This is a genomic window from Thermostichus sp. MS-CIW-37, assembly GCF_054060065.1.
Map to the genome: position 1 here is coordinate 25,711 of NZ_JBSSCV010000009.1, position 25,037 is coordinate 50,747.

The 25,037-nt window shown below is 59.5% G+C and carries 15 protein-coding genes and 2 tRNA genes; 8 read left to right on the top strand and 9 right to left on the bottom strand.

What is annotated here, in order from left to right:
* Positions 1–83: 83 nt before the first annotated feature.
* Complete coding sequence (gene miaB / locus ACVWYZ_RS05775) at positions 84–1,415, top strand: tRNA (N6-isopentenyl adenosine(37)-C2)-methylthiotransferase MiaB (RefSeq protein ID WP_457466479.1); 1,332 nt, start codon at positions 84–86, stop codon at positions 1,413–1,415.
* A gap of 20 nt (positions 1,416–1,435) precedes the next feature.
* Here miaB and ACVWYZ_RS05780 read toward each other — a convergent pair.
* Positions 1,436–1,507: transfer RNA gene (locus ACVWYZ_RS05780), tRNA-Thr, on the bottom strand.
* Between the two features lie 8 nt (positions 1,508–1,515).
* Positions 1,516–1,601: transfer RNA gene (locus ACVWYZ_RS05785), tRNA-Tyr, on the bottom strand.
* A 250-nt stretch (positions 1,602–1,851) separates the two neighbouring features.
* Here ACVWYZ_RS05785 and lysA point away from each other — a divergent pair.
* The 4 genes from lysA to ACVWYZ_RS05805 all read left to right on the top strand — a co-directional run bounded on the left by lysA (position 1,852) and on the right by ACVWYZ_RS05805 (position 6,420).
* Positions 1,852–3,231 carry a diaminopimelate decarboxylase gene (lysA, locus tag ACVWYZ_RS05790; protein WP_414355719.1) on the top strand — a complete coding sequence of 460 codons (1,380 nt, stop codon included), beginning with the start codon at positions 1,852–1,854 and terminating at the stop codon, positions 3,229–3,231.
* A 111-nt stretch (positions 3,232–3,342) separates the two neighbouring features.
* Positions 3,343–4,536: an RNA-guided endonuclease InsQ/TnpB family protein gene (locus tag ACVWYZ_RS05795; protein ID WP_457466480.1), complete on the top strand. Its 1,194-nt coding sequence runs from the start codon at positions 3,343–3,345 to the stop codon at positions 4,534–4,536.
* A 208-nt stretch (positions 4,537–4,744) separates the two neighbouring features.
* Positions 4,745–5,668, top strand: a complete 924-nt coding sequence (cdaA, locus tag ACVWYZ_RS05800) for a diadenylate cyclase CdaA (protein ID WP_457466481.1) — start codon at positions 4,745–4,747, stop codon at positions 5,666–5,668.
* 5 nt (positions 5,669–5,673) lie between these two features.
* Positions 5,674–6,420, top strand: a complete 747-nt coding sequence (locus ACVWYZ_RS05805; RefSeq protein WP_457466482.1) for an isoprenyl transferase — start codon at positions 5,674–5,676, stop codon at positions 6,418–6,420.
* Between the two features lie 34 nt (positions 6,421–6,454).
* On the opposite strand, the gene ACVWYZ_RS05810 is transcribed toward ACVWYZ_RS05805, so the two are convergent.
* The 6 genes from ACVWYZ_RS05810 to ACVWYZ_RS05835 all read right to left on the bottom strand — a co-directional run bounded on the left by ACVWYZ_RS05810 (position 6,455) and on the right by ACVWYZ_RS05835 (position 18,407).
* Positions 6,455–7,063 (bottom strand): CPP1-like family protein, encoded by a 609-nt coding sequence (locus ACVWYZ_RS05810; RefSeq protein WP_041436527.1) that lies wholly within the window; start codon positions 7,061–7,063, stop codon positions 6,455–6,457.
* A 59-nt stretch (positions 7,064–7,122) separates the two neighbouring features.
* A complete protein-coding gene (locus tag ACVWYZ_RS05815; RefSeq protein WP_457466483.1) occupies positions 7,123–8,328 on the bottom strand; it encodes a cysteine desulfurase family protein in 1,206 nt (401 codons plus the stop codon).
* 57 nt (positions 8,329–8,385) lie between these two features.
* Complete coding sequence (acs, locus tag ACVWYZ_RS05820) at positions 8,386–10,344, bottom strand: acetate--CoA ligase (RefSeq protein ID WP_457466484.1); 1,959 nt, start codon at positions 10,342–10,344, stop codon at positions 8,386–8,388.
* Positions 10,345–10,528: 184 nt separating this feature from the next.
* Positions 10,529–11,839: a rod shape-determining protein RodA gene (gene rodA / locus ACVWYZ_RS05825; RefSeq protein WP_414418018.1), complete on the bottom strand. Its 1,311-nt coding sequence runs from the start codon at positions 11,837–11,839 to the stop codon at positions 10,529–10,531.
* 223 nt (positions 11,840–12,062) lie between these two features.
* Entirely contained in the window at positions 12,063–16,742 is a 4,680-nt protein-coding gene (locus ACVWYZ_RS05830) for an NINE protein (RefSeq protein ID WP_457466485.1), read from the bottom strand.
* Between the two features lie 132 nt (positions 16,743–16,874).
* Positions 16,875–18,407: an ABC transporter ATP-binding protein gene (locus ACVWYZ_RS05835; RefSeq protein ID WP_457466486.1), complete on the bottom strand. Its 1,533-nt coding sequence runs from the start codon at positions 18,405–18,407 to the stop codon at positions 16,875–16,877.
* A 119-nt stretch (positions 18,408–18,526) separates the two neighbouring features.
* On the opposite strand from ACVWYZ_RS05835, the gene ACVWYZ_RS05840 reads away from it, so the two are divergent.
* The 3 genes from ACVWYZ_RS05840 (at position 18,527) to ACVWYZ_RS05850 (ending at position 23,737) form a co-directional block, all read left to right on the top strand.
* Positions 18,527–19,525, top strand: a complete 999-nt coding sequence (locus ACVWYZ_RS05840; protein WP_011433256.1) for a ribose-phosphate pyrophosphokinase — start codon at positions 18,527–18,529, stop codon at positions 19,523–19,525.
* Positions 19,526–19,808: 283 nt separating this feature from the next.
* Positions 19,809–22,730, top strand: coding sequence for a PAS domain S-box protein (locus ACVWYZ_RS05845; RefSeq protein ID WP_457466487.1), 2,922 nt, complete (start codon positions 19,809–19,811; stop codon positions 22,728–22,730).
* Positions 22,727–23,737 (top strand): response regulator, encoded by a 1,011-nt coding sequence (locus ACVWYZ_RS05850; protein WP_457466488.1) that lies wholly within the window; start codon positions 22,727–22,729, stop codon positions 23,735–23,737. Before ACVWYZ_RS05845 ends, ACVWYZ_RS05850 begins: the two co-directional genes overlap by 4 nt.
* On the opposite strand, the gene ACVWYZ_RS05855 is transcribed toward ACVWYZ_RS05850, so the two are convergent.
* Positions 23,738–24,916: a septal ring lytic transglycosylase RlpA family protein gene (locus ACVWYZ_RS05855; RefSeq protein ID WP_457466489.1), complete on the bottom strand. Its 1,179-nt coding sequence runs from the start codon at positions 24,914–24,916 to the stop codon at positions 23,738–23,740. It lies immediately after the preceding gene.
* Positions 24,917–25,037: the final 121 nt, after the last annotated feature.

The following is a 25,037-nucleotide window of genomic DNA, read 5'->3' on the forward strand; positions in this document are numbered from 1 at the left end:
TAACTGTTGGAGTCTCAAGCCCCGCAGCCATTTTAAGGATCCGCTAAGCTCGAAGATGGTGGTTCTTTGTGCTGTTACTTCCCATGGCTGCTCCCACCTACCACACCATCACCTTCGGCTGCCAAATGAACCGCGCCGATACCGAGCGCATGGCCGGGATCCTGGAGTCCCTGGGGTATGTGGCCACCGAAGATGAGTTGCAGGCGGACTTAGTTCTCTACAACACCTGCACCATCCGCGACAACGCTGAGCAGAAGGTCTATTCCTACCTGGGCATCCAGGCACAGCGCAAGCGCAAGAACCCGGCCATCAAGCTGATCGTGGCCGGCTGTGTGGCCCAGCAAGAGGGGGAGAAATTGTTGCGCCGCGTCCCTGAGCTGGATCTGGTCATGGGCCCCCAGTACGTGAACCGCCTTGGGGATTTGCTGGCGCAGGTGGAAGCCGGAAACCAGGTGGTGGCCACCGATCCGGTTGAGATCCCAGAAGACATCACCAAGCCCCGCCGCGACAGCCAGGTCACTGCTTGGATCAATGTCATCTACGGTTGCAACGAGCGTTGTACCTACTGCATCGTGCCGCGGGTGCGAGGGCAAGAGCAGTCCCGACAGCCCCAGGCCATTCGCGCCGAAATCGAAGACGTGGCCAGAGCGGGCTACCGCGAGGTGACGTTGCTGGGGCAGAACATCGACGCCTACGGACGGGATCTGGATCCGAAAACCAACCTGGCCAGCTTGTTGCGCTTCGTCCATTCGGTGGAAGGTATTGAACGGATTCGCTTTGCCACCAGCCACCCGCGCTACTTTACCGAGGAGCTGATCGCCACCTGCGCCGAGCTGCCCAAAGTCTGCGAGCACTTCCACATTCCCTTCCAGGCGGGCAGCAACGAAGTGCTCAAGCGGATGCGGCGCGGCTACACCCACGAGCGCTATCGCCAGATCATCCAGCTCATCCGCCAATACATGCCCGAAGCGGCCATCAGCGCCGATGCCATTGTCGGCTTTCCGGGAGAAACAGAAGCCCAGTTCCAAGAAACCCTGCAACTGGTGCAGGATATCGGCTTTGACCAAGTGAACACTGCTGCCTACTCCCCCCGTCCCGGCACCCCTGCCGCCGAGTGGCCCGACCAGGTGCCTGAAGAGGAAAAAAGCGACCGCCTGCAACGGCTGAACCGACTGGTGGCCGAGGTGGCTGCCGCTCGCAGCGCCCGACTCTTAGGCCAGGTGCAAGAGGTGCTGGTGGAAGGCCCCAACCCGAAAAACCCCCGCCAGGCGATGGGGCGTACCCGCGGCAATCGCTTGGTGTTCTTCGAAGGGGATCCAGAGCAACTGAAGGGATCCCTGGTGCCGGTGCGCATTACCGCCACGCGGGCTTTTTCGTTGACCGGCGAGGCAGTTGCCGTTGGCACTATCGGCTGAAGATTATCTCTAAATTGCCAAGCCCACGACGAGGATCGAACTCGTGACCTCCCCCTTACCAAGGGGGTGCTCTACCACTGAGCCACGTGGGCAAACCCGATGGTGGGCCGAGTTGGATTCGAACCAACGTAGGCGTAAGCCAGCGGATTTACAGTCCGCCCCCTTTAACCCCTCGGGCATCGACCCATTGACACCGGTCTTTCATCATAGCAGAAGGTGTTGCCCAAATCAGACCTGCTCCCATCATCAGCCGCCTTAATCGAGAGGCCAGAGCTGGGAAGCCATCGGATCCTCGTGCAGACAATGAGGTGGCGCCAGAGCTAGCTACAGAGGGAAGCTGCCGGAAAAAGCCGGATCGGGTCGGGGCTGGACATTTTTCAAGACAAGCTGAACGCGGAACTTGATATCGTTGAAAACAGTCCTTCGGCCCCTGACCATGATTTCTACCCTCGGCACTCCTACCCATCCAGAGCAGACCCTTTCTCCCAACCAGTCTTTGCGCCCCTTGACCAGCCGTATCAACAGCCGGGGGCACTTGGAAATTGGGGGGTGCGACGTGGTGGAGCTGGTGCGCCAGTTCGGATCCCCTCTCTACATCCTGGACGAGTGGACGCTGCGCCGCGCCTGCCAGCTTTACCGCGACACCTGGGCCCGCTGCTACGCCGGGGGATCCCGGGTTTTGTACGCCACGAAAGCCTGGAACTGCCTGGCCATTTGTGCTCTGGCTCTGCAAGAAGGGCTGGGGTTGGATGTGGCTTCCGGCGGGGAGCTGTACACAGCCCTGCAGGCGGGGGCCAAAGGTGAAGATCTCTATCTGCACGGCAACGCCAAGTCTCTTGAGGAGCTGAACTTAGCCCTGGAGACAGGCTGTACTGTGGTGGCGGATAGCCTGTACGAGCTGCAGCAGGTCTCGGCCCTGGCCACACCCGAACGGCCAGCGCGGCTGCTCCTGCGGGTTAACCCCGGTATCGACGTCCACACCCACGAGTACATTCGTACCGGGCAAACCGACAGCAAATTCGGCATCGGGCGATGGCAATTGCCGGAAGTGCTGGATTTTTTGGCCGCCCATCCTCAGTTGCAGTGCGTCGGGCTCCACGCCCACATTGGGTCGCAGATTTTTGATCTGCAGGGCCACCGAGACCTGGCGGGGGTGCTGGCCCAGATCTGGCGGCAAGGGCTGGACAGAGGGCTGCCCCTACAAGAGCTCAATGTGGGTGGGGGCCTGGGGATCCGCTATGTCGAATCCGATGATCCCCCCTCCATCCCGGAGTGGGTGGAAACTGTGGCGACGGCGGTGCAACAAGCCTTTGCCCAGGCTGGGATCCCTTTGCCGAAAGTGCTCTGTGAGCCCGGACGATCTGTGATTGGGCCGGCTGCCGTGACCGCCTACACCCTGGGGGGGCAAAAGCGGATCCCTCCCAGCGATGACCTGCCCCAGGGACGCACCTACATCACCATCGACGGTGGTATGTCCGACAACCCGCGCCCGATCACCTATCAAGCCCGCTATACCGCCCTTCTGGCCAACCGACCAGAGGCAGAGGCCACGCAGCGGGTAACGGTGGCCGGCAAGCACTGCGAGTCGGGGGATGTGCTGTTGAAGGATGTGCTTCTGCCCGCTCCAATGGCAGGAGAAGTGTTGGTGGTTTTGGCGACGGGAGCCTACAACTACAGCATGGCTTCCAATTACAATCGCTTCCCTCGGCCAGCCGCGGTGCTGGTCAACGAGGGAGAGGCCCAGTTGATTGTGCGGCGAGAAACTTATGCCGACCTAATCCGTCAGGATGTTCTGCCAGAGCGGTTGCTGCGTTGAAGGGGAAGTTTGCCCATACCCATCTGGTCAGCTAGAAATCGCAGGAGCCCCGCACTGTACCCGTAGGGTCAGTGCCGGGAGGAATGCGCTTTGATGAAGTACAATGAACTTATGGGCCAAGTCCTGACCGTCTCCTGTAAGCTCAAGGCGTCCCAGTCGCAAGCCGCCAAATTGGACGCGACGATGGAGGCTTTTGGCCAAGCCTTGAACTGGGTCAACCAGAACACGCCGGAGAAGATCGTCAACGCGGTCAAACTGCAATCCCTTTGCTACTACGAGATTCGAGCCCGGTTCGGCTTGTCCAGTAACTCGGCTCAACAGGTGTGCAGACGGGTGGCAGGCGCTCGCAAAGTGGCGAGACAGCGCAACCGTCCGGTTAAAGAGTTCAAGCGTAGGTTCGTTACCTACGACGCACGTATCTTTTCATTCCGCGAGAAAGACTGGACGGTGTCGCTGACCACGGTGGAAGGGAGAGAACGCTTTGAGCTAGCCATTGGCAACTACCAGCGTGGGATGCTGGCTGGTTCTAACCCCAAATCGGCCACCCTAGTCCAGCGGAAGGACGGCTCCTACTACATCCAGATTTGCGTAGAGAAAAACCCGCCCAAGCAACAAGATACCGACAAGGTGATCGGGGTGGACTTTGGAAGGACAGATATTGCCCATACGTCAGAGGGGGACAACTGGAATGGACAGCAGTTGAACAGAGTCCGCGACCACTACTCCCGGTTGAGGGCGGTACTCCAACGCAAAGCCAGTAAGGGCACCCGCAGTTCGCGGCGCAGATGCAGAGCACTGTTGCAACGGCTGTCTGGCAAGGAGAGACGCTTTCAAGTGTGGGTCAATCATCGCATCTCCAAAGCTATTGTCTCTAGGGCAAAAGCTACCAACAGCGCTATTGCTCTGGAAGACCTGACAGGGATCCGGGAAAGGGTCAATCAACAGCCACGCAGCAAAGCCGAGCGGCGTAGGACCAACAGTTGGGCGTTCTACCAACTACGTCAGTTTCTGGAGTACAAGGCGAGGGTTGCAGGGGTTTCTCTGATTCTTGTGCCGCCCGCCTACACGTCGCAGACCTGCCACAAGTGTTTGCATATCCATCCCGATCCTGCGCAATCCTATCGCAGTGGCAAGTCGTTCAAGTGTGGGCACTGTGGATGGGAAGGGGATGCGGATTTGAATGGTGCGAATGTGATTGCGCTCTTGGGGGCTGCCGTAAACCAGCCTAGAGGTCCGGGCTTGTTTTGTTCTCTGGTAGAGCAGAACAGGCTCAGGGCTACTGAAAGCCCGCTCCGTACCGCTTAGCGGTCGGAGCCGGGTAGTTTACTAGAGGCACAGCCTTTCCTGGCAGCGCCGACCGCAGCCAACGCACCTCATGCGAGAAAGACTGGAAGACAGCCAGGAGGTGAGTGGTAGGCTGGTCTGGGGGCCGCAGTCCAACAGGGGTTCTGAGGTGCAGAACGGCACAGTCAGAAGGCCCGCAATGAGGGGAGCGTGAACGGGGTTTTTCGCCATGCTGGCGGCCTTATGGGCTTGGCTACAGCAGTTTAACTTTCTCAGCCTCTTGGACTGGGCTCTGGCCGTCTTTCTGTTGGCCTTGGCTCTCTATTACACCCGCGAGAGTCGTGCTGGGGTGCTGGTGCGGGGATTTATAGTGCTGTTGGTGCTGTACCTGGCCACAGCCTCTCTGCCCTTGGTTCACCTGATCTTGGATCGCCTGCTCCTGGGCGCAGCCGTAGCCATGGGCGTGCTCTTTCAACCGGAGTTTCGCCGGCTGCTGGAGCAACTGGCAAGAGCTATCCGCATGGAGTGGCCAAGCAACGCAGGCGACGACGAGGAGGATCCTGAGGAAGATTTGGTGGAAGAACTGGTGCAAGCGGTGCGAGAACTTTCCCAAAACCGCACAGGAGCGCTGATTGTCATCGAGCCAGAGCAGCCGATTGACTCGCGGGTCTTTACCGACAAAGGGGTACCTCTGCAGGCGCGGGTGTCGCGGGAGATCCTGCAGACCATTTTCCAGACTTCAACTTTGTTGCATGATGGGGCTGTGGTCATCCATCGGGATCGCATTCGCGCAGCGGGGGTAATCCTACCGGTTTCGGAGCGGGCCGCCTCTCGGCAACTGGGCACACGGCACCGTGCTGCGATGGGGATCACAGAACAGACCAATTGCTTGTGTATTGTGGTCTCAGAAGAAACGGGCTGCATCTCGCTGGCGGAGGGTGGGCGCATCGAGCGACCTCTGACCAGTGCCAAGTTACACGAACTGCTGGTACAGCGGTTGCGCAATCCCCGCGATGCCAAAAAACGAGATGCTCCGCTAAAGGGATTGTGGGCCCACCCCTGGTTTCGCAATGGGCCGCTGCGCTGGTGGGGATCCCTCTCCGATCTAACTAAACTCTTTCGCAAACCTGAGAAAACCCTCCCGAAAGACTGATCCCCATGACCCTTTCTCCTGCCCATCTTCTGCACTTGCCTGCCGACCTGGATCCCCAGTTGTTGCCCCGCCATGTGGCGGTGGTGATGGATGGCAACAGGCGTTGGGCGCAAAAACGGGGTTTACCCCGCAGCGTTGGGCATCAGCGAGGGGTAGCGGCCCTGAAGGAGCTGCTGCGCTGTTGCAATGATTGGGGGATCCCGGCCCTTACCGCCTATGCCTTCTCCACCGAGAACTGGGGCCGTGCCCGCGAGGAAGTGGATTTCCTCATGACGTTGTTCGAACAGGTGCTGTGGCGGGAGTTGGGGGAAATGGTGCAGCAGGGGGTGCGCATCCAGTTTGCCGGCCAGTTGTCGGCTCTGCCCCACTCTCTGCAGGAAACCATCGTGCATGCGGTGGAATGCACCCAGCACAACAAGGGCATTTGCCTGACGGTGGCCCTCAACTACGGGGGAAGACAGGAGATCCTGCAGGCCTGCCGCTCCATTGCCACCTTGGTGCAGCAGGGGCTGCTGCAGCCGGATCAGATTGACGAGGCCCTCTTTTCCCAATTTCTCTACACCACCGGCTTATCGGATCCTGATCTGCTGATCCGTACCAGCGGCGAGATGCGCATCAGCAACTTCCTGCTCTGGCAGATGGCCTACACCGAGCAGTATTTCACCCCCATTCTCTGGCCGGATTTTGACCGAGCCGCTTTTCACCAAGCCTTGCTTAGCTATCAGTCGCGGCAGCGGCGGTTTGGCAGGTGAGGTTCCAGGTTGAATATCTGTCGCAAACCGGCAGCTAGCGCAAAAAGCTGGTCACCAACCACATCACCGTAAACGTGATCCCCACCAACAGCGCGCCAGGAGCATCGCCACCGGTGAGAGGAAGGGCAATGCCGTAGGCCAACATCAGCCCCAGGCTCAGGCCCGCCAGGGCCAAGAGAAAAGCGCGAATGAAGCGGCGCTCTTTGCGGTACAGGAAATAGATACAAGCCATCAGCCCCAAGGCCAGTTGCAGCGAGGGGTACTCATCGGGAGCCAGGATAACCCAACCCCCCAGCCCACCCAGCAGCGCCGCAGGCCAGAGGGCATCGGCGGTAGAGGGGGTATCCAACCAGCGGCTGACCCAGGGGGGATTTTGGGCAGCAGGGCGAGGCAAACTCAGCTCCGGCTCAGGATGGGCAGCCCGTTGTTCGGCGTAGCGAATGCGATCGGGAACGGCGATTTTGCCCTCTTTGCGCAGGCGCAGGCGCTGCATCAGGATGGCATCGTAGGCTTGCTCCACCCGCTCTTGCTGCTGTTCATCGGCGCCCAAGCTGGCCAGGAGCCGAGCCCGCGCCGATTGAATCTCTTCAAAAGAGGCTTCTTCGCTAATTCCCAACACCTGATACGGACTCATCTCAGCCATAGCGACCAGCCCTTTAACTCTCTATCACCTTAACCCAGCCTGCCCAACCTTCGATCCGGCTACGTGACGGGGATCGACAACGGGGATTGAGTTGCCGCATTCCCCAAGGCTACGGATTTGGAGATGGAGGCAAGCTCCGTTTGTAGACATCGGGCTACATACTCGACCGCAGCGTAGGTGGTGGCTTTGCCAAGGCTAAGGCGAATGGATCCCAGTGCCTCGGCTTCCGAATAGCCCATGGCCAAGAGGATGCGGCTGGGGATCAGTTGGCCGCTGCTACAGGCGGAGCCGGCGCTAATGGCGATCCCCTGGCGGCTCAGAGCCCTGACCAGCACATTCCCGGGGATCCCTGCGGTGCAGTAGCTGAGGTGGTGGGGCAGACGCTGCTCCAAATCCACAGGGCCGGTCAGCCGCAAACCGGGCACCTCCGCCAGCAACTGGGCCAAATGCCGTTGCAATTGCCGTAGGCGGGCCGTTTCTTGGGACAGCTCCTGGGCCGCCAGAGCCGCCGCCACTCCCAAGCCGACAATTCCCGGGATCCCTTGGGTACCGGCGCGCAGCCGCCGTTCTTGCCCGCCCCCCCGCAGCAGCGGTCGCAGCTCCACCCCTGGGCGCACGTACAGTGCCCCCACCCCCTGCGGCCCGTAGAGCTTGTGCCCGGAAAGGGAGAGCAGATCCACCGGCAGTTGTGTCAGATCCAACGGGATCCGCCCCACCGTCTGCACAGCATCGCTGTGGAACAGTACCCCAGCTTGGCGGCAGATGTGGCCCAGCTCGGCAATGGGTTGCAGGGATCCCACCTCATTTTGCCCGTGGACGATGGAGACCAAAACGGTGTTGGGCTGCAAGGCTCGGATTAAAGTCCGGGGATCCACCTGGCCGGCGGCGTTCACCGGCAGACGGGTGACCTGCCAACCCTGGGACTGCAACTGGCGGGCAGCATTTTCCACCGAGGCGTGCTCGACGCTGGAGATGATGAGATGTTGGGGAGTAGAGTAGCGCTGGGCCACCCCAAAGAGGGCCAAGTTGTTGGATTCTGTCCCCCCCGAGGTAAACAGCAGCGCCTCCGGCTCACAGTTAAGCAGCTCGGCCACCTGCTGCCGCGCCCGCTCCATGACCATGGCGGCCCGTTCTCCCCACCCATGCAAGCTAGAGGGATTGCCCCAGCTTTCCTGCATCGCCATCCGCATGGCCTCAATGACCTCGGGCCGGGGGGGAGTGGTGGCGCTGTGGTCGAAGTACAGGGTGGGATCCAGAGGCAACATGAAGACTTCACAACCCAGGACTCAATGTCCTCATCTTAGTGCGGGGTTGTGGTCGGCTCATACCCCTTGGCGCAGCCGTTCTAGCACCCCGCGATCTTCGAGGGTGGAGGTATCGCCACTGATGCCGGCGCCAGCCGCCAAATCCCGCAGCAAACGGCGCATGATCTTGCCGGAGCGGGTTTTGGGCAGGGCCTCGGTGAAGCGAATTTCGCTGGGGCGGGCAATGGCCCCGATTTCGGAGACCACATGTTGCATCAACGCTTGGCGCAGCGCTTCGCTGGGCTCATAGCCCTCCGACAGGATGACAAAGGCCACGATCACCTCGCCTTTGAGGTCATCTGGGCGACCGACCACAGCCGCTTCGGCAACTGCAGGATGAGACACCAAGGCCGATTCAAGTTCCATCGTGCCGAGGCGATGTCCTGCCACATTGATGACATCGTCCACCCGGCCCATCACCCAAAAATAACCGTCTTCATCCCGGCGGGCCCCATCCCCGGCAAAGTAGAAATACTGCCCATCTTGGGGAGGGATCCGCTCCCAGTAGCTGGTGCGGAACCGCTGCGGATCTCTATAGATAGTGCGCATCATGCCCGGCCAGGGGCGACGGATCACCAAATACCCCCCTTCGGGTGCCGGGTTCCCCTCCATATCGACAACATCTGCTTGAATGCCCGGAAAAGGACGGGTAGCCGATCCCGGCTTGGTGGCGGTAACCCCCGGCAAGGGCGAAATCATAATGCCGCCGGTTTCGGTCTGCCACCAGGTATCCACAATGGGGCAGCGCTCGTTGCCGATGACGGTGTGGTACCACATCCAAGCTTCGGGATTGATCGGCTCGCCAACCGTGCCCAACAGGCGCAGCGAAGAGAGATCATGCCGACGGGGCAGGGCGTCGCCACTTCTCATAAAGGCCCGGATGGCCGTTGGAGCAGTGTAAAAAATGGAGATGCGGTGACGGGCGATTAACTCCCAGAAGCAATCGGGCTTGGACGGTCGCGGCGCCCCTTCGTACATAAACACCGTTGCCCCGTTGGAGAGGGGGCCATAGACGATGTAGCTGTGTCCCGTGATCCAACCGATATCGGCAGTACACCAGTAGATGTCTTCTTCGTGCAAATCGAAGATCCACTGGCAGGTGATGTGGGTGTAGAGGTTGTAGCCGCCGCTGGTGTGGACAACGCCTTTGGGCTTGCCGGTGGTGCCGGAGGTGTAGAGGATAAACAGCATCGCCTCCGAGTCCATCGGCTCGGCAGGGCACGCTTCCTCCAAGCCAGGAGCCAGCTCATGCCACCAAACATCTCGGCCTGGGGTCATCGGCACGGCTTGCCCCGTCCGCCGCACCACCAAGACGTTTTCGACAGTGGGCACTCCCTCTGCCAGCGCCAAGTCCACCTGCGGCTTGAGGGGGACAATCGCATCTTTGCGCCAGCCCCCATCGGCGGTGATCACGGCTTTGGCTTCCGCATCCCGCAGCCGCTCCTTGAGAGCCTCCGCGCTAAAGCCCCCAAACACCACCGTATGGGCTGCCCCGAGCCGAGCACAGGCCAGCATGGCCATGACGGCTTCCGGGATCATCGGCATGTAGATCCCCACCCGATCCCCTTTTTGAATGCCCAGGGCCTTCAGGCCGTTGGCCCAACGGCAGACCTCGCGATGGAGCTGCTCATAGGTCAAGGTGCGAATGTCCCCCGGTTCTCCCTCCCAGATCAGGGCCAGTTTTTGGCGGCGGCCATTTTCCAGGTGGCGATCCAAGCAGTTGTAGCTGAGGTTGAGCTGTCCTCCCACAAACCACTGCGCCTGGGGAGGATCCCAGTGCAACACCTGCTGCCAAGGCTGAAACCAGTGCAACTCCTGCCGAGCCAGCCGTTCCCAAAAACCTAAGGGATCCGCCTCGGCTTCCTGACAAAGCTGTTGGTAGCGACTGGGGGTGATGCGGGCCTGTTGCACAAACGAAGGGGGCGGGGGGAAAAGGCGCTTTTCCTGCAGGATGGATTCGAGGGCGGGTTGAGACATGGTCAAAGATGAGTGAGGAAAAGAAGTTCTGCAACGCCCACAGAAGGGCGAGGGGATGGAATTGCAGTAGAATACAAATCCCGGCGAGGGTAGGGCAAGGGATGGGCAGGCAATCTCAATTGATTGTAAAGATTCTGAAGATTTTTTGAATGAGAAGTGGTTCAGGGGTATTCCCAGGCAGGGCTCAGGTGAAAAAGGTGGCACGTTGGCGGTGCATCACCACCGACTCCACCAAGCCGATGGCCAGAAAATTGGTCAGCAGAGCCGAGCGGCCATAGCTCAAAAAAGGCAAAGGCAAACCGGTAATGGGGGCCAGGCCGATGGTCATGCCGATGTTGACCACTGCCTGAAACAGGATCATTGCCAGCACCCCAATGGTGATCAGGGATCCAAAATTGTCCTTGGCCCCTTGGGCAATCCAGATCAGCCGCGCACACAGGATCCAGAACAGGATCAGCACCGTCAGGGTGCCCACAAAGCCCATCTCTTCCCCAATGGCGGAGAAAATGAAATCCGTGTGCTGTTCGGGGATAAAGTCCAGTTGGGTTTGGGTGCCCTGCTGGATGCCCTGTCCCCAGAGGCCACCGGCCCCGATGGCAATGCGGGATTGAATGAGGTGATAGCCGGATCCCCAAGGCTCTTGCATGGGATCGATGAAAATCTCCAGCCGCCGCCGCTGATAGGGCTTGAGAAGGTGCCAAGCTAGCTGACCCAACTGCCCCGAGAGCAGGTTGATTACCCCAAAAGTTACGGCCCCCGTCCACTGCCAGGGGAGACGCCAAGCGGCCAACCCCGCCATTCCCAGACACCAGAGCAGCCAAACCCAAAGCATCCAGCTCAGCTCTGGGCGAGTGTGTAAGCCATAGAGAATGGCTCCCACCCCCGGCGACAGGAGCAAGAGGATCCAACTGCCCTTGGCTCCGGCCCAGTAGAGCATGACCAGGACAATCACCACAAACACCAGGGCAGTGCCCAGGTTGGGCTGCAGGAAAATCAAGATCCAGGGAGGAGCAATGACGGCAACGGCCACCCAAATCTGGCTGAAGTATTTGATCGGCCAGTGGTGCAGGAGAGCGGCCAGGGTGATGATTACCCCCAGCTTGGCAAACTCAGAAGGCTGCACCTGAAAGCCGGCGATGGAGAGCCAGCGCTCCGCTCCTCCGCCTGCTGTGCCGAAAAAGAGCACTGCAATTAAACTCGCCAAGGTCAAGAAGTAGGTGAACCAGTGCCAGCGCAACAGCCGCTCATATGGAATCCGGGCCACCACTCCCAAAAACGCCAGGCTGATCCCGGCCATGATCAACTGCTGTACCCAGTAGTGGCTGATGGGCCGCTCCCAGACCGCACTGCGGATAGCAACAATACCGATGCCCGTCAAGGCCAGCACTGTGGCCAGCAAAATGCCATCGAACTCCCGCCAAGGAGCCAAGATCTGCCGCAGGAGCTTTTTCCACCCAGGCTGAGAAGATACCTTTGGGTCAGCGTTGCCCAGCAATAGACCCGATCCTCCAAAGCAAGGCCAGCCTCAGTTTGACATACCCCCTGCCCTACCGACTTGTTTTCTCATCACTCGCGTTGAGTGTCGATTCCTCGTCGATCCATTTTCTGGCGTGTTCGCCTCCTCTGATAGGGCCTCAGTAGTGCTCCGCACCGCTGTCGCGAACAGGTCAGCCCTCCTCAAGTTGATCCTGCTCAGATTGGCTGGACTCAGGATTCTTTCATTCCCAGCTCTGCAGTTGCCCTAGCCAAGCGGAGATGTGGGATCCCACTTCTTCTCGACGCCGTTCAAAATTGGCTGCCGTCCAAATGAGGAGCAGGCCCAGCAGGATCCCAGTGGCCCAGAACAGCAGCGAATAAGCTGTCACCAGTAGCCATCCCTGCCGCAGGATCCCCAGCCCAAAAGCCAGCGTGCCCACGAAGAGATAAGCTCTTACCCGCAAGGCCAAGCCCAGCAGACCCAAAGCTAAGCCAAGCCCCACCGGCCAAAATCCCGCCCACAGTTGCCCGTGGGTTTCCACCATCACCACCAGCAGCCATGTGCCCAAGGAAACCAGCCGCAGCCAATGTCGCCCCTGTCGCCCGCTGGCTTCCTGTAATCCCGGATCCACCTGAGCCACATAGAGCAGGGATCCCACCAAGGGTAGGGCGGAGAACGTGAGAGAAGACCAGTCCTGTTGCTGGATGTAATCCCAGAGGATCCAGTTGCTCAAAAACAAGCTGATGTAGCCCAGGCGCACCTGGGATCTCCAGACGGACAGCAGAGCATAGTAGGTTGCCCCCAACAGCAGATTAAGGGTGTTGTTTCCTCCCCCGGTTACCAGAAACGCAGTCAGGGGTAGCACCAAGGCCGTATTGTGCCAGGGATCCGACGGCCAGCCCCACCCTCGCCAGGGCAAGCCATGGTAAACCAGCCCCAGCCCACAGAGCAGGGATCCAGCCCATCGCGCTATGGATAGCTGCGGCAGCCCCAGGAACACACTGCCCAGCAGAACCCCAGCCCCCTGCCAAGCACTGAGGTAACCCCAGACCGTTGGCGCCCAATTTCGCTCTGTCGGAGATTCTGAAGTTGAGGTTCTCGCCTGTCCGGCGGCATAGGCCACCAGGCCGGATCCCGTCAGCACCCAGAGCCCCTTCCCCCAAGGGCTGAGAGCGAAACTCCAAAGGGCGAGGCTGGCCAAGCCCCAGTTGCCGGCACCTATCCGCTGCAGCCAGGCCGCTTTCAGCCGCAGGGTCGCCACCAGCCAAGATGGACAGAGGCAGTAGCCCACTGCCAAGAGCAGCCCTAGCAAAGCTGTCAGCACCGCCGCTTCGTCCTCCCAGAATTCCCCAGTTTGCTGGCCGAGAAAGTAGACCCAGCTCTCGTAGGCCGCCAGCGATATTCCGAAAGCTCCCAGGATCCCCTTCCGGTTGGTAGGAGGAGGGCCTTCCTGTTCGCGACAGGGGTGCTGCTCCGGTGACTGTCGGCGCCCCACGCCCAGCAGCACGATGGAGAGACCTAAGCTGCCCAGACCTGTCAGCTCGCTCCATTCGAGTTCGAGATGGGATCCCAGCCAGCCCAAGCCGGCATAGATCAGCGGCGCTGTCCCCCAGCAACTCAGAGCCTTGACCCGCTGCAGGAGTTGTCCCCCTGAGGACTCCGTCCCACCAGCGCGATCGGGCCGCTCAAAGAGGAGTTTCTCCGGCCCAATCCAAAAGAGGATCCCCAGGCTTAGATTGATGACGGCAAGCAGAGGGGCAACAGGACGGGATCCCTGTACCACCCACAAGAGGCTGCTGGCCACCAACAGCTCCAAAGCCCAGATCAGCCCATAGGACAGCCCCTCCATTACAGACCATGAGATGGCCGACGAAGCCTCCTGACCGCTGCCGCCAGTTGAGACATCCTCCGCCCTGGAAGGAGACGGGCTTTCGCTCTCCAAGCCAGCAGGATGGACACCGCCGTCGCGATAAAAAGCGGGAGCCACTTCCACCCAAAGCCGCAAAACAATGGCCACCAGGACAGTCCCAGAGGCCAGGGTCAGAGCCACTGGGGAATCCAGGTACTTTCCACCACCGATGCGACCTGCTTCTGGCTGCAATGTCTGCAACGTTAGGGAAAGTAAAAGTACGATCCCCAGCAGAAAGCCAAAGCCATCCAGCACCGGTCGGTAAGCTGCCCGAAGGCGGGGAGAGAGGTAGTGGAACGGAGTCCCTAGGCTGTAGCGACAGCCGCTAGTGCTCCGCACCGCTGTCGCGAACAACAGCAGCACCCCCAAGGCCGTCAGCCATTCTGACTCCGTTAAAGCGGGGAACAGCCGATGGATTCCCACCAGACCGAACCCCCAGCCAAACGTCACTGTCAACAGCACCTCTGCTGGAACAACTGCGTTGGCGGTGTGGAGCTCATGGTCGGCGGAGGGGAAAGAGGCCCACACCCACACCTGAGTGGCCATCAGCAGCAACCCCAAGCCCAGACCCAGAAACTCAACCCCCGGCCTTCCAAAGGTGAGTAACTGGGCCAGCAAAAGGGAGAGAACTGCCGGGAAACGCAAAGACCCGCGCTCCGGGATCCCCTGCTGCCAGGAAAGGGATCCCACCTCCCCTTGCTCTGGGATCTGCAGCCAGCGGGGCATGAACTCCAGGGGGGGCAGGGCCAATACCTGAGCTGCCGTCAAAACAAGAGGCACCAGCAGCCACAGCCAGCCAAAGGATTGTTCACCCGTCGCAGACAACTCGGGGAGCCGTTGCAGCAAAAACGCCAAGTAGCTGGATCCCACCAACACCGACCCTATGCCATCTGCACTTCGCTGCCACAGCCCCACGGGCAATCCCCAAAAGCGCCCTGACCCACCCAGAGCCACCCGCCCTGCCCATTCCAATAGACCCACCAACAGCAGAACCACTCCCCAAGCGGACAAGCTAGTGCTCCGCACCGCTGGCGCGAACAAGTCGGGCAAAAGCCAGCGGATCCCGGCTAGCAGTGCCCCCACTCCGTAGGCGTGGGTCAGGAGTACCCAAAGAAAGTTGGGAGTTTCTCCTGATCTGGACTTTTGTTGTAGCCACCAGGCCAGGATCCCGGCGCTCAAAAGCAAGTGCCAAAAGCGAATGGCCGGATAGGGAAGGCTCAAGAGCAGCAGGGATCCCCCTAGCCCCAAAACCAAGCGCTCTGTTGGTTCCACCAGCCCAGAAAAGTCTGTCTCGCCGGCTTCTGGAGTGCTCCTCTGCCAGCGGGCCGCCAACCCCAACCACAGCACCTCGTAGGGCAGTAGCACCAACCCCAGCAATCCCCAGGGGGAATCAAGGGGCTGAAACCAGTTGATCACTGTAGCCACAACTGCTTGCCGCCAGCTTGGGGGCCACACCTGCCAAAAAGCCCAGCAAGTTTCCAGGCCCAGCAAGAATAGCAACGTCAAATGCACCCTGAGGATCTCGTCCTGCTGACGCGACTGGGTGTGTCGGCGCAGACGCCCGGTTAGAACATGGATCCCCAGCAGGCTAATGCCCGGCAACTGCCAGCCGCTGAAACGGCTCTCCGCCAAGCCAATGGCGGCCAGCAGCCAGCCCACCACCAACAGCACCCAGCTTCCATCCCACCAGCGGGAGAGCATCCCCTCCTGAGCGCCTTCTGCTACGATGTACGGGGATCCCTGGGGCCATTCCGCTGCCAGCCAACCCAACAGGGCCACCGCCAACCCCAACTGCGACACTTGGACATGCCCAGACAGCAGCCCCCGCAGGATCAACAGGGATCCGGCAGCCCCGATTAGCCAGAGCCTGGAGCCCCGTAATTCTAGAGACCGGCGGCTCCAGGTGTAAATCACGGTGCTGAGGATCCCCAGATACAGGATCCCCAGGGCAACCGTGGGGCGAAGCTCCTGCGGCCCCAGGCTCCAGAAAGCGTGCAAGCCGGAGAGGGACAAAAAGTTCACCAAGGTTCCATAAAAGGCGTATCCGGCACTAGTGCTCCGCACCGCTGGCGCGAACAAACCCAGCGAGCGCACCTGCCGCCCAGCCGCCAACGGGATCCCCAGCAGCAAGCCCAGCGCCAGGATACGGATCCCCCAAGGGATCCCCAGCCCATCCAGCGCCCACACGTTCACCGGCACCAGCAGCAAGGCAATGGCCTCGAGAGTCTGGCCGGTTAGACGCAGCCCTTCCTGCCGCTGAGCCCACCCAGCGCCCACCCCAAAAGCCGCCGTGTAGGCCAAGAGCACCCCATACTGGGCAGTTGGGGAAAATTGCTCCCAGCGGCTGGCCGCCAGCACCCCGGAGGACACCACCACCAAAAACAGGCCCAGCAGCAACAGCCAAGTCACGCTTAGCTCGGACAGCAAGTTCCGCAGCAAAACAGCCAGTGCCGGGGGAGAGGGGGACAAGGACTCCGTCCGAGTAGCGCGATAGTGCTCCGCACCGCTGGCGCGAACAGGTTGAGGGGCAGCTTGGGGCTCTTCTCCCGCCTCAACTCCAGATCCAGCCAGGCGAGCATTTCTTTCCCGCACCATCCCCGGGATCCAAATCAAATCCAGGAGCTGTCCGATCCCCAGCAGCCCAAAGGTCAACAGCCAGAGCAAACCCGTCCGCCAGCGGCCCAGATAAAAACGGTGCAGGCCACAGATGCCAAACAAACCCAAAATCCAGAGCACGTAGGCCGAGCCAAGACGGGCCGGGATCTCGTCGCCAGGGGAAACTGCCCCTGGCCTTGCTTCTCTCTCCTCCGCCTCCAGCCGATACTGCTCCACCAGCAGGCGAAAGTGCTTTGGGGTCAGTAAGCCCAGCTCCAGCCAAGCTCGCAAACCTCGCAACACCTGCTGCCGGGATCCCCGAACGGTGAGCTGCAAAAGGACGTCGTCCGAGGAGGGCGAACGGTCAGATTGCGGCTCCTCTGTTCCTGAGGGCGGAGCGCGATCCTGGGATCCCATGGCCGGACTCCTTGAGCAAAAAGGCTTGGGGCCACTGCTACTCTAAGCCTTGCTCTGTCCGGTTGCCATGCTGTTCTCAAATCCTTCTCTTGCTCCGGCAGAGTGTCAGTTCCTGCTGATGCGACCAGCCCTCTAAACCTCAGTTGGGATCCCTGGGATCTCGCTGCTGTGAGTGCTGCGCAAGACGGGAAGCGTCATCATCTGTCCCAGGCGTGAAACGGTGAGCTCCGCCGCCGGAATGGGCTCCGAGACCTGTCCGCCGCTGAACACCATCACCCGGTTGCTGTACAGCAGGATCTCGTCCAAATCTGCAGAGGCAAAAAGAATGGCTGTACCCGTTTGGGTGCGTTCTAGCAATTGCCCCCAGACCCACAGCGCCGACTCGATGTCCAACCCTCGCGTTGGGTGCTCCATCAGCAACAGGGTCAGGGGTGTGGGCAAGAGAGCCAACTGGCTGCGCTGCTGGTTGCCCCCCGAGAGTTGCTCCACCCGGCTGTAGGGGTGACCGCGAATGCTGAAGTGTTCAATGGCCGCTTGGGCCTGTTGACGGGCCAGAGCCCAGTTGATCCAGGGATCCTGCTGCTTGAGGGCAAAATGCTCCTGCAACGTTAGGCCGGGGATCAGCCCTTCCCGCAGCCGATCCGCCGGAGAAAACCCCACCCCACAGCGCAGGTAGTCGCCGTAAGGACGGCCTGTCATCTCCTGCCCCCTCAACAAGATCTGGCCCCGCCTGGGCGGCAACAACCCTGCACAGGTGAGAAGGAAAGAGCGTTGCCCACTGCCCTCCAAACCAGCCAACCCAATCACTTCCCCCGGCTGCACCGCCAGATCTGGCAAAGCCAAGGCAAACGGCTCATGCCGCACCACCAGGGAGCGCAACTCCAACAGGGGATCCGCCCTCCTTTGCGGAGAATGGGGCCGAGCCGGGGGTGCCAACTCCCGCCCGAACATCCAATCGATCAACCGCTGTTCCAGCAGGGCAATGTCCTCACCTCTAACAGGCAGCTCCCCCACCACCTCCCCCTGCCGCATCACCGTCACCCGATCGCAAAGGCACTCCACATCGGCCAGCTTGTGGGAGACGAAGATCACCGATTTGCCCTGCTCCGCCAACCTTCTCAGAGCCGCGAACAGAAGATCTTTTTGCGCTGCAGAAATGCCCGTCGTTGGCTCATCCAAAATCAAGGTGTTGATCCCCAGGGAAAGCAACCGCAGCATTTCCAGTTGTTGCCGTTCCCCCACCGTCAAGCTGCCGATGGCTCCATCGGGGTTGAGGTTGAAACCAAACTCTTCACAGGCTTTCTCAAGACGTTTCCGGCTTTCTCGCAGCCCCAAACCCAAGCGCCCCCGCTGCCCGGCAATAAAGTTTTCCAGCACCGTCAGAGAAGGAAAATCCAAGGGATCCTGGTGCAACATGCCAATGCCCAGGCGAATGGCTGCTGCAGGGCTGTCGATGCGAACCGGTTGCCCATCGATCCAAATCTCCCCCTGATCACAGCGCAGAAAGCCGCTCAGGATTTTGACCAAGGTACTTTTGCCGGCCCCGTTTTCCCCAAGCAGGCCGTGGATCGTGCCCGCCTCCACCCGTAAGGACACATCGCGGTTCGCCTGTACCGCCCCAAAACGCTTGTGGATGTGCAGCAGCTCGACCTTCATTCTGCTCATAGTAACCTGCCTCCCCAGAAAATCCCCAAGAATACAGTTGCTGAGGTTGCAAGTGCTGGTGCTACGATAGCGACAGCTCGCCGTTAGGCGTTGGCTGCGGACGAGTTCAGCATCGATCTGTGGTTCGCCCTGCCCCTCTTCTCCGCCCTTCCCCCCTGCCACCCATCTCGGATAGCAACCGCCTCAAAATCTTCTCAGGCAGCGCTAACCCGGCTCTGGCTCAAGAGGTGGCGCGTTACTTGGGCATGGATCTGGGCCCGATGTTGCGCAAGCGCTTTGCCGATGGCGAGCTGTACATCCAAATTCAGGAGTCGATTCGGGGTGCCGATGTCTACTTGGTGCAGCCCACCTGCCGCCCCGTCAACGACCACCTAATGGAACTGCTGGTCATTATTGACGCCTGTCGCCGCGCCTCTGCCCGGCAGATCACCGCCGTCTTGCCTTACTACGGCTACGCTCGTGCCGACCGCAAAACGGCAGGACGAGAAGCGATCACCGCCAAGCTGGTGGCCAACATGATTACCCAGGCGGGAGCTCACCGCGTGCTGGCTATGGATCTGCACTCGGCCCAGATTCAAGGCTACTTCGACATTCCCCTCGACCACGTCTACGCCCAGCCGGTATTACAGGCTTACCTCAAGGAAAAGGGCTTGCTCGACGAAGACATTGTGGTCGTCTCTCCCGATGTGGGGGGTGTGGCTCGTGCCCGTGCCTTTGCCAAAAAACTCAAGGAAGCCCCTCTGGCAATCATTGACAAGCGCCGCCAAGCCCACAACGATGTGGAAGTCATGAATCTGATTGGGGATGTGCGGGGGAAAACTGCCATCCTTGTGGACGACATGATCGATACGGCAGGCACCATCTCGGAAGGGGCAAAATTGCTGCGCAAGCTGGGGGCCAAGGCGGTTTACGCCTGCGCCATTCACCCTGTTTTTTCTGAGCCGGCCATTCAACGCCTGCGGGGTGGCCTGTTTGAAGAGGTGATCGTCACCAACACCATCCCCATCCCTCCAGAGCAGCACTTTCCCGAATTAACCGTTCTCTCGGTAGCCAATGTGCTGGGGGAAGCGATCTGGCGCATTCATGAAGATAGCTCCGTCAGCAGCATGTTTCACTAAAGTTTCTCCAGAGTATCGCTAAAGTATAGTGGGTGCAGGGTGGGCGCGCCTGCTCCTTTTCCCTGTGGAGATCAGCCCAACCAGGCACCCCCGATCTGTCGTGATGGACTGGGTTGAGCCAGCTCCTCGGCCAGGTTTTCCCATGTCACCTCCCATTTCTCGCTCGCCAAGATCCGTTGTGCACGGTTTTGCTTTCCCGCGGACTGCTCCCAGGGAAGGGCAGTCCCTTCAAACCGAACTGGGTACAGCGCTATACCCGCTGTTGCAATTGTTGGGTCAACTGTTGAAAGTACCTTTGGTCTATCTAGAACTGGCCCAGCCGGGATCCGATCCCCACTCGCCTTCAAAAGGGATCCTCTACCGGGATCCGCAAAGGATCCCAGCCGGAGAACCTTTCAACCCCGATGTCGGCTCTGAGCAATGGCCTTTTCATGAGTCCTTTCTCTTGCAAACTGAGCAGGGGATCCGGTTGGCCGATCTGCACCTGCTTGACTGCCACCCTCGCCAATTGAGCTCCTCTGAACGGGAACAGATTGACCTCGTTGGCCTCAGCCTGAAGCAAATCCTTCTCCAGGCCCAGGAGCATCGGCAGACCCTTGAGCAGCTCCAATCCCAACTGCAAGACAGCCGCAGCACTGCTGCCCGCTACCAGCAGATCTTCGAGAACGCCGTCGAAGGCATTTTTCAAACCACCCTAGAGGGCAAATATCTGGTTGCCAACCCGGCCTTGGCCCATATTTTCGGCTACGAATCCCCTGAGGATTTGATGCACAACGTCTCCGATATTGGCACCCAAATCTATAGCGATCCAGAGCAACGAGCCGAATTCATTCAGCGCATGCTGAGAGAAGGTCAAGTTGTGAATTTTGAACACCAAGTTTGCCGCAAAGATGGCAGACTGATTTGGATTTCTTTAAATGCCCGCACCATCTACAACGACCAGGGGGATCCCCTCTATTTTGAAGGATTTGTTACCGACATCACAGCATCCCGTCAACTGAAAGAACGACAACAACAATTGGAAGAGGCCCGCCGAGAGAGCGAGCATCGTTTTCTGCAACTGGCAGAGAATACGCAGCAACTGTTTTGGATCACAACACTCTACAGCAAAGAGCTGATCTACGTCAGCCCAGCCTGTGAAGCCATTTGGGGCCGCTCCGCCGAAGAGGCCTACGCCAACCCCCAAGCCTGGATGCGCCAGATCCACCCCGACGATCGCTGGTTGTTCCCCACCATCCTCAAAGCCCAATCGGAGGGCAAATCCACCGATGTTGTCTTCCGCATTTATCACACTGATGGCCGCCTGATTTGGCTGCGAGAACGCACCTTTCCCATCGCCGACAAAGAGGGCAAAATCTATCGGGTGGCAGGGATCGTCGAAGACATCACTGAGTCCAAGCAACTGGAAGCCGAACGGCGTCGTATAGAGCAAGCCTGGCAACAAAGCGCCAACCATTTTCGGCAGATTTTTGAGCTGGCCCCCAATGGAATTGCCCTTGTGGACTTGCAGGGGCGATTTATCCAGGTCAACGATGCCTTTGCCCAGATTGTCGGCTACACCCCCGAAGAATTGAAGCATCGGCAACAACTGGACATTCTCCACCCCGAAGATGTCAACCCACTGCTGGGGGCCAATGAGGCTTTGCTGGCAGGGAAGGTCTCTGTCAGCCAGCGCCAGATTCGCTACACCCACCGTTCCGGCCAGGTTGTTCATGTGCTGTTTCAGGCCACCCTGCTCACCGACGAGGAAGGACAGCCCACCCAGTTTCTCAACCAGGTGATCGACATCAGCGCCCGCGTGGAGGCAGAAATTGCCCTCAAAGAAAGTGAAGAACGCTTCCGCCAATCCTTTGAATGGGCCCCCATTGCCAAGGCCATGACCCACGTGGATGGCACCTATTTGCAAATCAACGCCGCTTTTACCGAAACCCTGGGCTACACCCTGGAGGATCTCAAAGGGAAAACCGTCCTCGACATCACCCATCCCGACGACATCGCCACCACTCTGGAAAACAGCAACCGCCTGCTGGCCGGCCAGGTGCATCAGTGCGAACAGGAACAACGCTACATCCACAAGAACGGCCAAATAGTCTATGCCATTCTTCGCATCACCCTGGTGCGCACGGCCCAAGGGGATCCCAGCTACTTTCTAAGCCAGATTTTGGACATTACCGAGCGCAAGCAAGCCGAGGCAGCCCTTCGCCAAAGTGAGCTGAGTTTACGGGGCATCTTCCAGCAGTCAGCCCTGGGCATTTCCATCGTCGATCATCGGGGCCATTACCTAAAAGTGAACCCCGCTCTGGAAGAGATCTTGGGCTATAGCGCTGCCGAACTGACCCACATGAGCTTCTGCGACCTCACCCATCCCGAGGACATTCAGGAAGATTGGCAACTCTTCCAGGAGGTTTTGAACGGCCAACGGGATCGCTACCACCTGGAAAAACGCTACATCCACCGCAGCGGAAAGGTGGTTTGGTGCCGCCTGGCAGTCTCTGCAGTCCGGGATCCCGAGGGCAAAAACCTCTTCATCATCGGCATTTGCGAAGACATTACCGAAGAAAAACGGGCAAAGCTGCAGATCCAAGCTGCCCTTCAGGAAAAAGAAGTCCTGCTGCGGGAGATTCACCACCGCGTCAAAAACAACCTGCAAATCATCTCCAGCCTGCTGCGGCTCCAAGCTGACCAAATCAAAAGCCGCAAGTACGCCCGCGTTTTTAAGGATGCCGGCAGCCGTATTCAAGCCATGTCTTTGATCCACGAAGGTTTGTACCAATCCAACAATCTGGCCGCTGTGGATCTCAAGCAGTACCTACACAATTTGATCTCCAACCTCTTTCACTCTTACGGGGTAAACCCCGAGAGCATTCGCGCCAACATCCGCGCCGAAGGGATCCGCCTCAACCTGGACGATGCGGTCTTGTGTGGCCTGATCATCAACGAGTTGGTGACCAACAGCCTCAAGTATGCCTTCCCGAAGGGCCGCAGCGGGGAGATAGAGATTCATTTCAGCCAAACCCGCAAATATACTCAGTTGCGAGTCTCCGACAATGGCGTTGGCTTGCCCCCGAACTTTGACTTCAAGGAAACTCAATCTCTGGGTTTACAACTGGTTGCAACCCTCACCGATCAGCTACAGGGCAAGATACAATTGAGGAGCAAACCGGGTACCACCTTCATCATTACCTTTCCGAGGAGCGAGCCTTGAAGAGAGTTCCACCCCTTGTCAAAGGCAGTATTCTGGTCGTCGAGGACGAGAAGATCATCGCCAAGGACATTGCCAACGTTCTGAAAAAATTTGGCTACGCTGTGCCCGCCATTGCTTCTTCCGGGGAAGAAGCGATCCGAAGGCTGGAAGAGATGCCGGTGGACTTGGTCTTGATGGATATCGTCCTAAAAGGCGATATCGATGGCATAGAAGCCGCCAAGCGGATCACCGAGCGCTTCAACATTCCGGTGGTGCATCTGACGGCCTACGCCGACGAAGACACCCTCTCCCGCGTCAAGGAGACCCGGCCCTTCGGCTACATCATCAAGCCTTTCAAAGAGCGGGAACTCTACACCACCATCGAAATTGCCCTGCACAACCACCGCCAGAGCCTTGAGAACCGCAAGCTGGAAGAAAAAAGAATCGAAGAGCTGCGGCAAAAACTGCAGCAGCTGCAGCAGTTCTCGGAGGTGAAGGGCACTCTGTTCAAGAAATTCTTGCAGGATCTGAGCGAGCCCCTCTCGAACCTCAGCTTTGCCTTGGGTCTGCTCAAGGATGCCGAGTCGGAGCAGAAGCGGGAGCACTACCTGCAGGTGCTGGAGGATGAGTTTCGCCGTGAGCTGGAGCTGATCCACCAGACCTCTAACCTGGAAAATCTCCTGAACCTGGAAAATGTCGGCCTGTTGAGCCAGTTCAGCCTGCTGCGTCCCCAGGAGCCCAGCCCTGGTCACCGGTTGGAGCAGGAAGCACCCACCCCTGCAGCCACGGCCCCCCAAGAGTCGGCAGGCTCTGCCCCCACACCCAGCCCCACCGCCGTTACGGCGCCACGGGCACCGCTGCGCCCCCTCAACCAGACTCAGTTGGCGGAACGTTTGGGGGTGGTGGTTTCCGCCATTACCTATTGGAAATTCAAAACCGGGTTTCCGGAGTGGAGCCGCAGCCGGGATCCCGAGGGCATTTCTTGGCGCTATTCCCCCGATTCCAAGCGCTTTTCACCCGTGCCCTAGCTAGCGTTGCACCACTTCCACCCGCACAGGCGCCAGCCCTGAGCGCACCATCCCCAACACCTCTGCCGCCCGCAGGGAAAGGTCGATGATCCGACCGGGAATAAAAGGGCCGCGATCGTTGATGCGCACCACGGCCTGGCGGCCATTTTTCAGGTTGGTCACCCGTACCTCGGTGCCAAAGGGCAGGGTGGGGTGGGCAGCCGTCATCTCATGGCGGGTTGGGTGCAGGTCATACCAAGAAGCAATGCCCTCTTGCACAGGCCCAACCACGCGGACAGGGGCGGGTTCCTGTTGAGGGGCTGTTTTCGGCTTGGAACCTGCAACAGCGGCTTTGGCGGTCAGAGCAGCCGGTTGAGGCAGGGCCGGAGCTGAAATGGGCGGGGCATCGAGCAGCAGACGGCGCAGACGATTGGCAGCCAAAACAGCCACATCCACCGGGCGCTGGTTGTCGATCAACAGCACTCCATCGTCGATGCGCAGCAATTCCTTGTTGTTGACCTGAATGGTGTAGAGAGGAACACCCAAGCCTTGTTCGGCCAATTCCAAACCTGCCCAACCTAGGGTGATGGTGGTGTCTTTCAGGGATCCCTGGGCCATTTGGTTGAGCTGGGCCACAAGGGTGCTGGCCCGCATCAGCGGTGGTTCTAGCCCAGGGTGCTCGACAAAACTGACAATGGGCAGATCCCGCACATAGACAGTAACCACCTGTTGCCCGTCCATCTGATAGTCGTAGAGGGTGGAGATGGGCTGGTTGGTGTGCTGCTGTTGTTCGCCGATCTTGAGAATGGGTTCTTCTGCTCGACGGGGCAGGATCGCCTGGCGAGATCGGTTCAAGGGATGATCCAAGTTCAGGGTACCCAGTTTGGCAGGGGCAAGACCCTCGTGGCCGGAGATAGGGGTTTGGGGGGTTCTCGGCAGCGTTCTGACTGGGGCTGCGGCAGCAGTGGCGGGTTGGGAAGGGGGAACGAGGTCGGTGGCCGGGGAGGGCAATTGGGAGTCAGATGACAGCTCCGCTGCTCGGGTGTTGGGGGATCCGGTTCGCGTCGAGGCTTGTGCTCGCGGGGCGAAGCTGCCCAACATGCCTACCGGCAAGCCCAAAGCCGTGACACAGAGACAGCTGACCAAGCCCATTTTGCGGGCGGGATCCAGTCCCTGTCCAAGCTGTTTCCAATTTCGCATGAGGCCGCGCTCCTCTCCAATCCTGTACAACTTCCAAGGCGACGGTTAAAACAGAAGTTAATGTACCATAGGTTTCTGAGTTGACCCGTTTGTACGGTCGGACACAGGAGCTCAAGTCTTG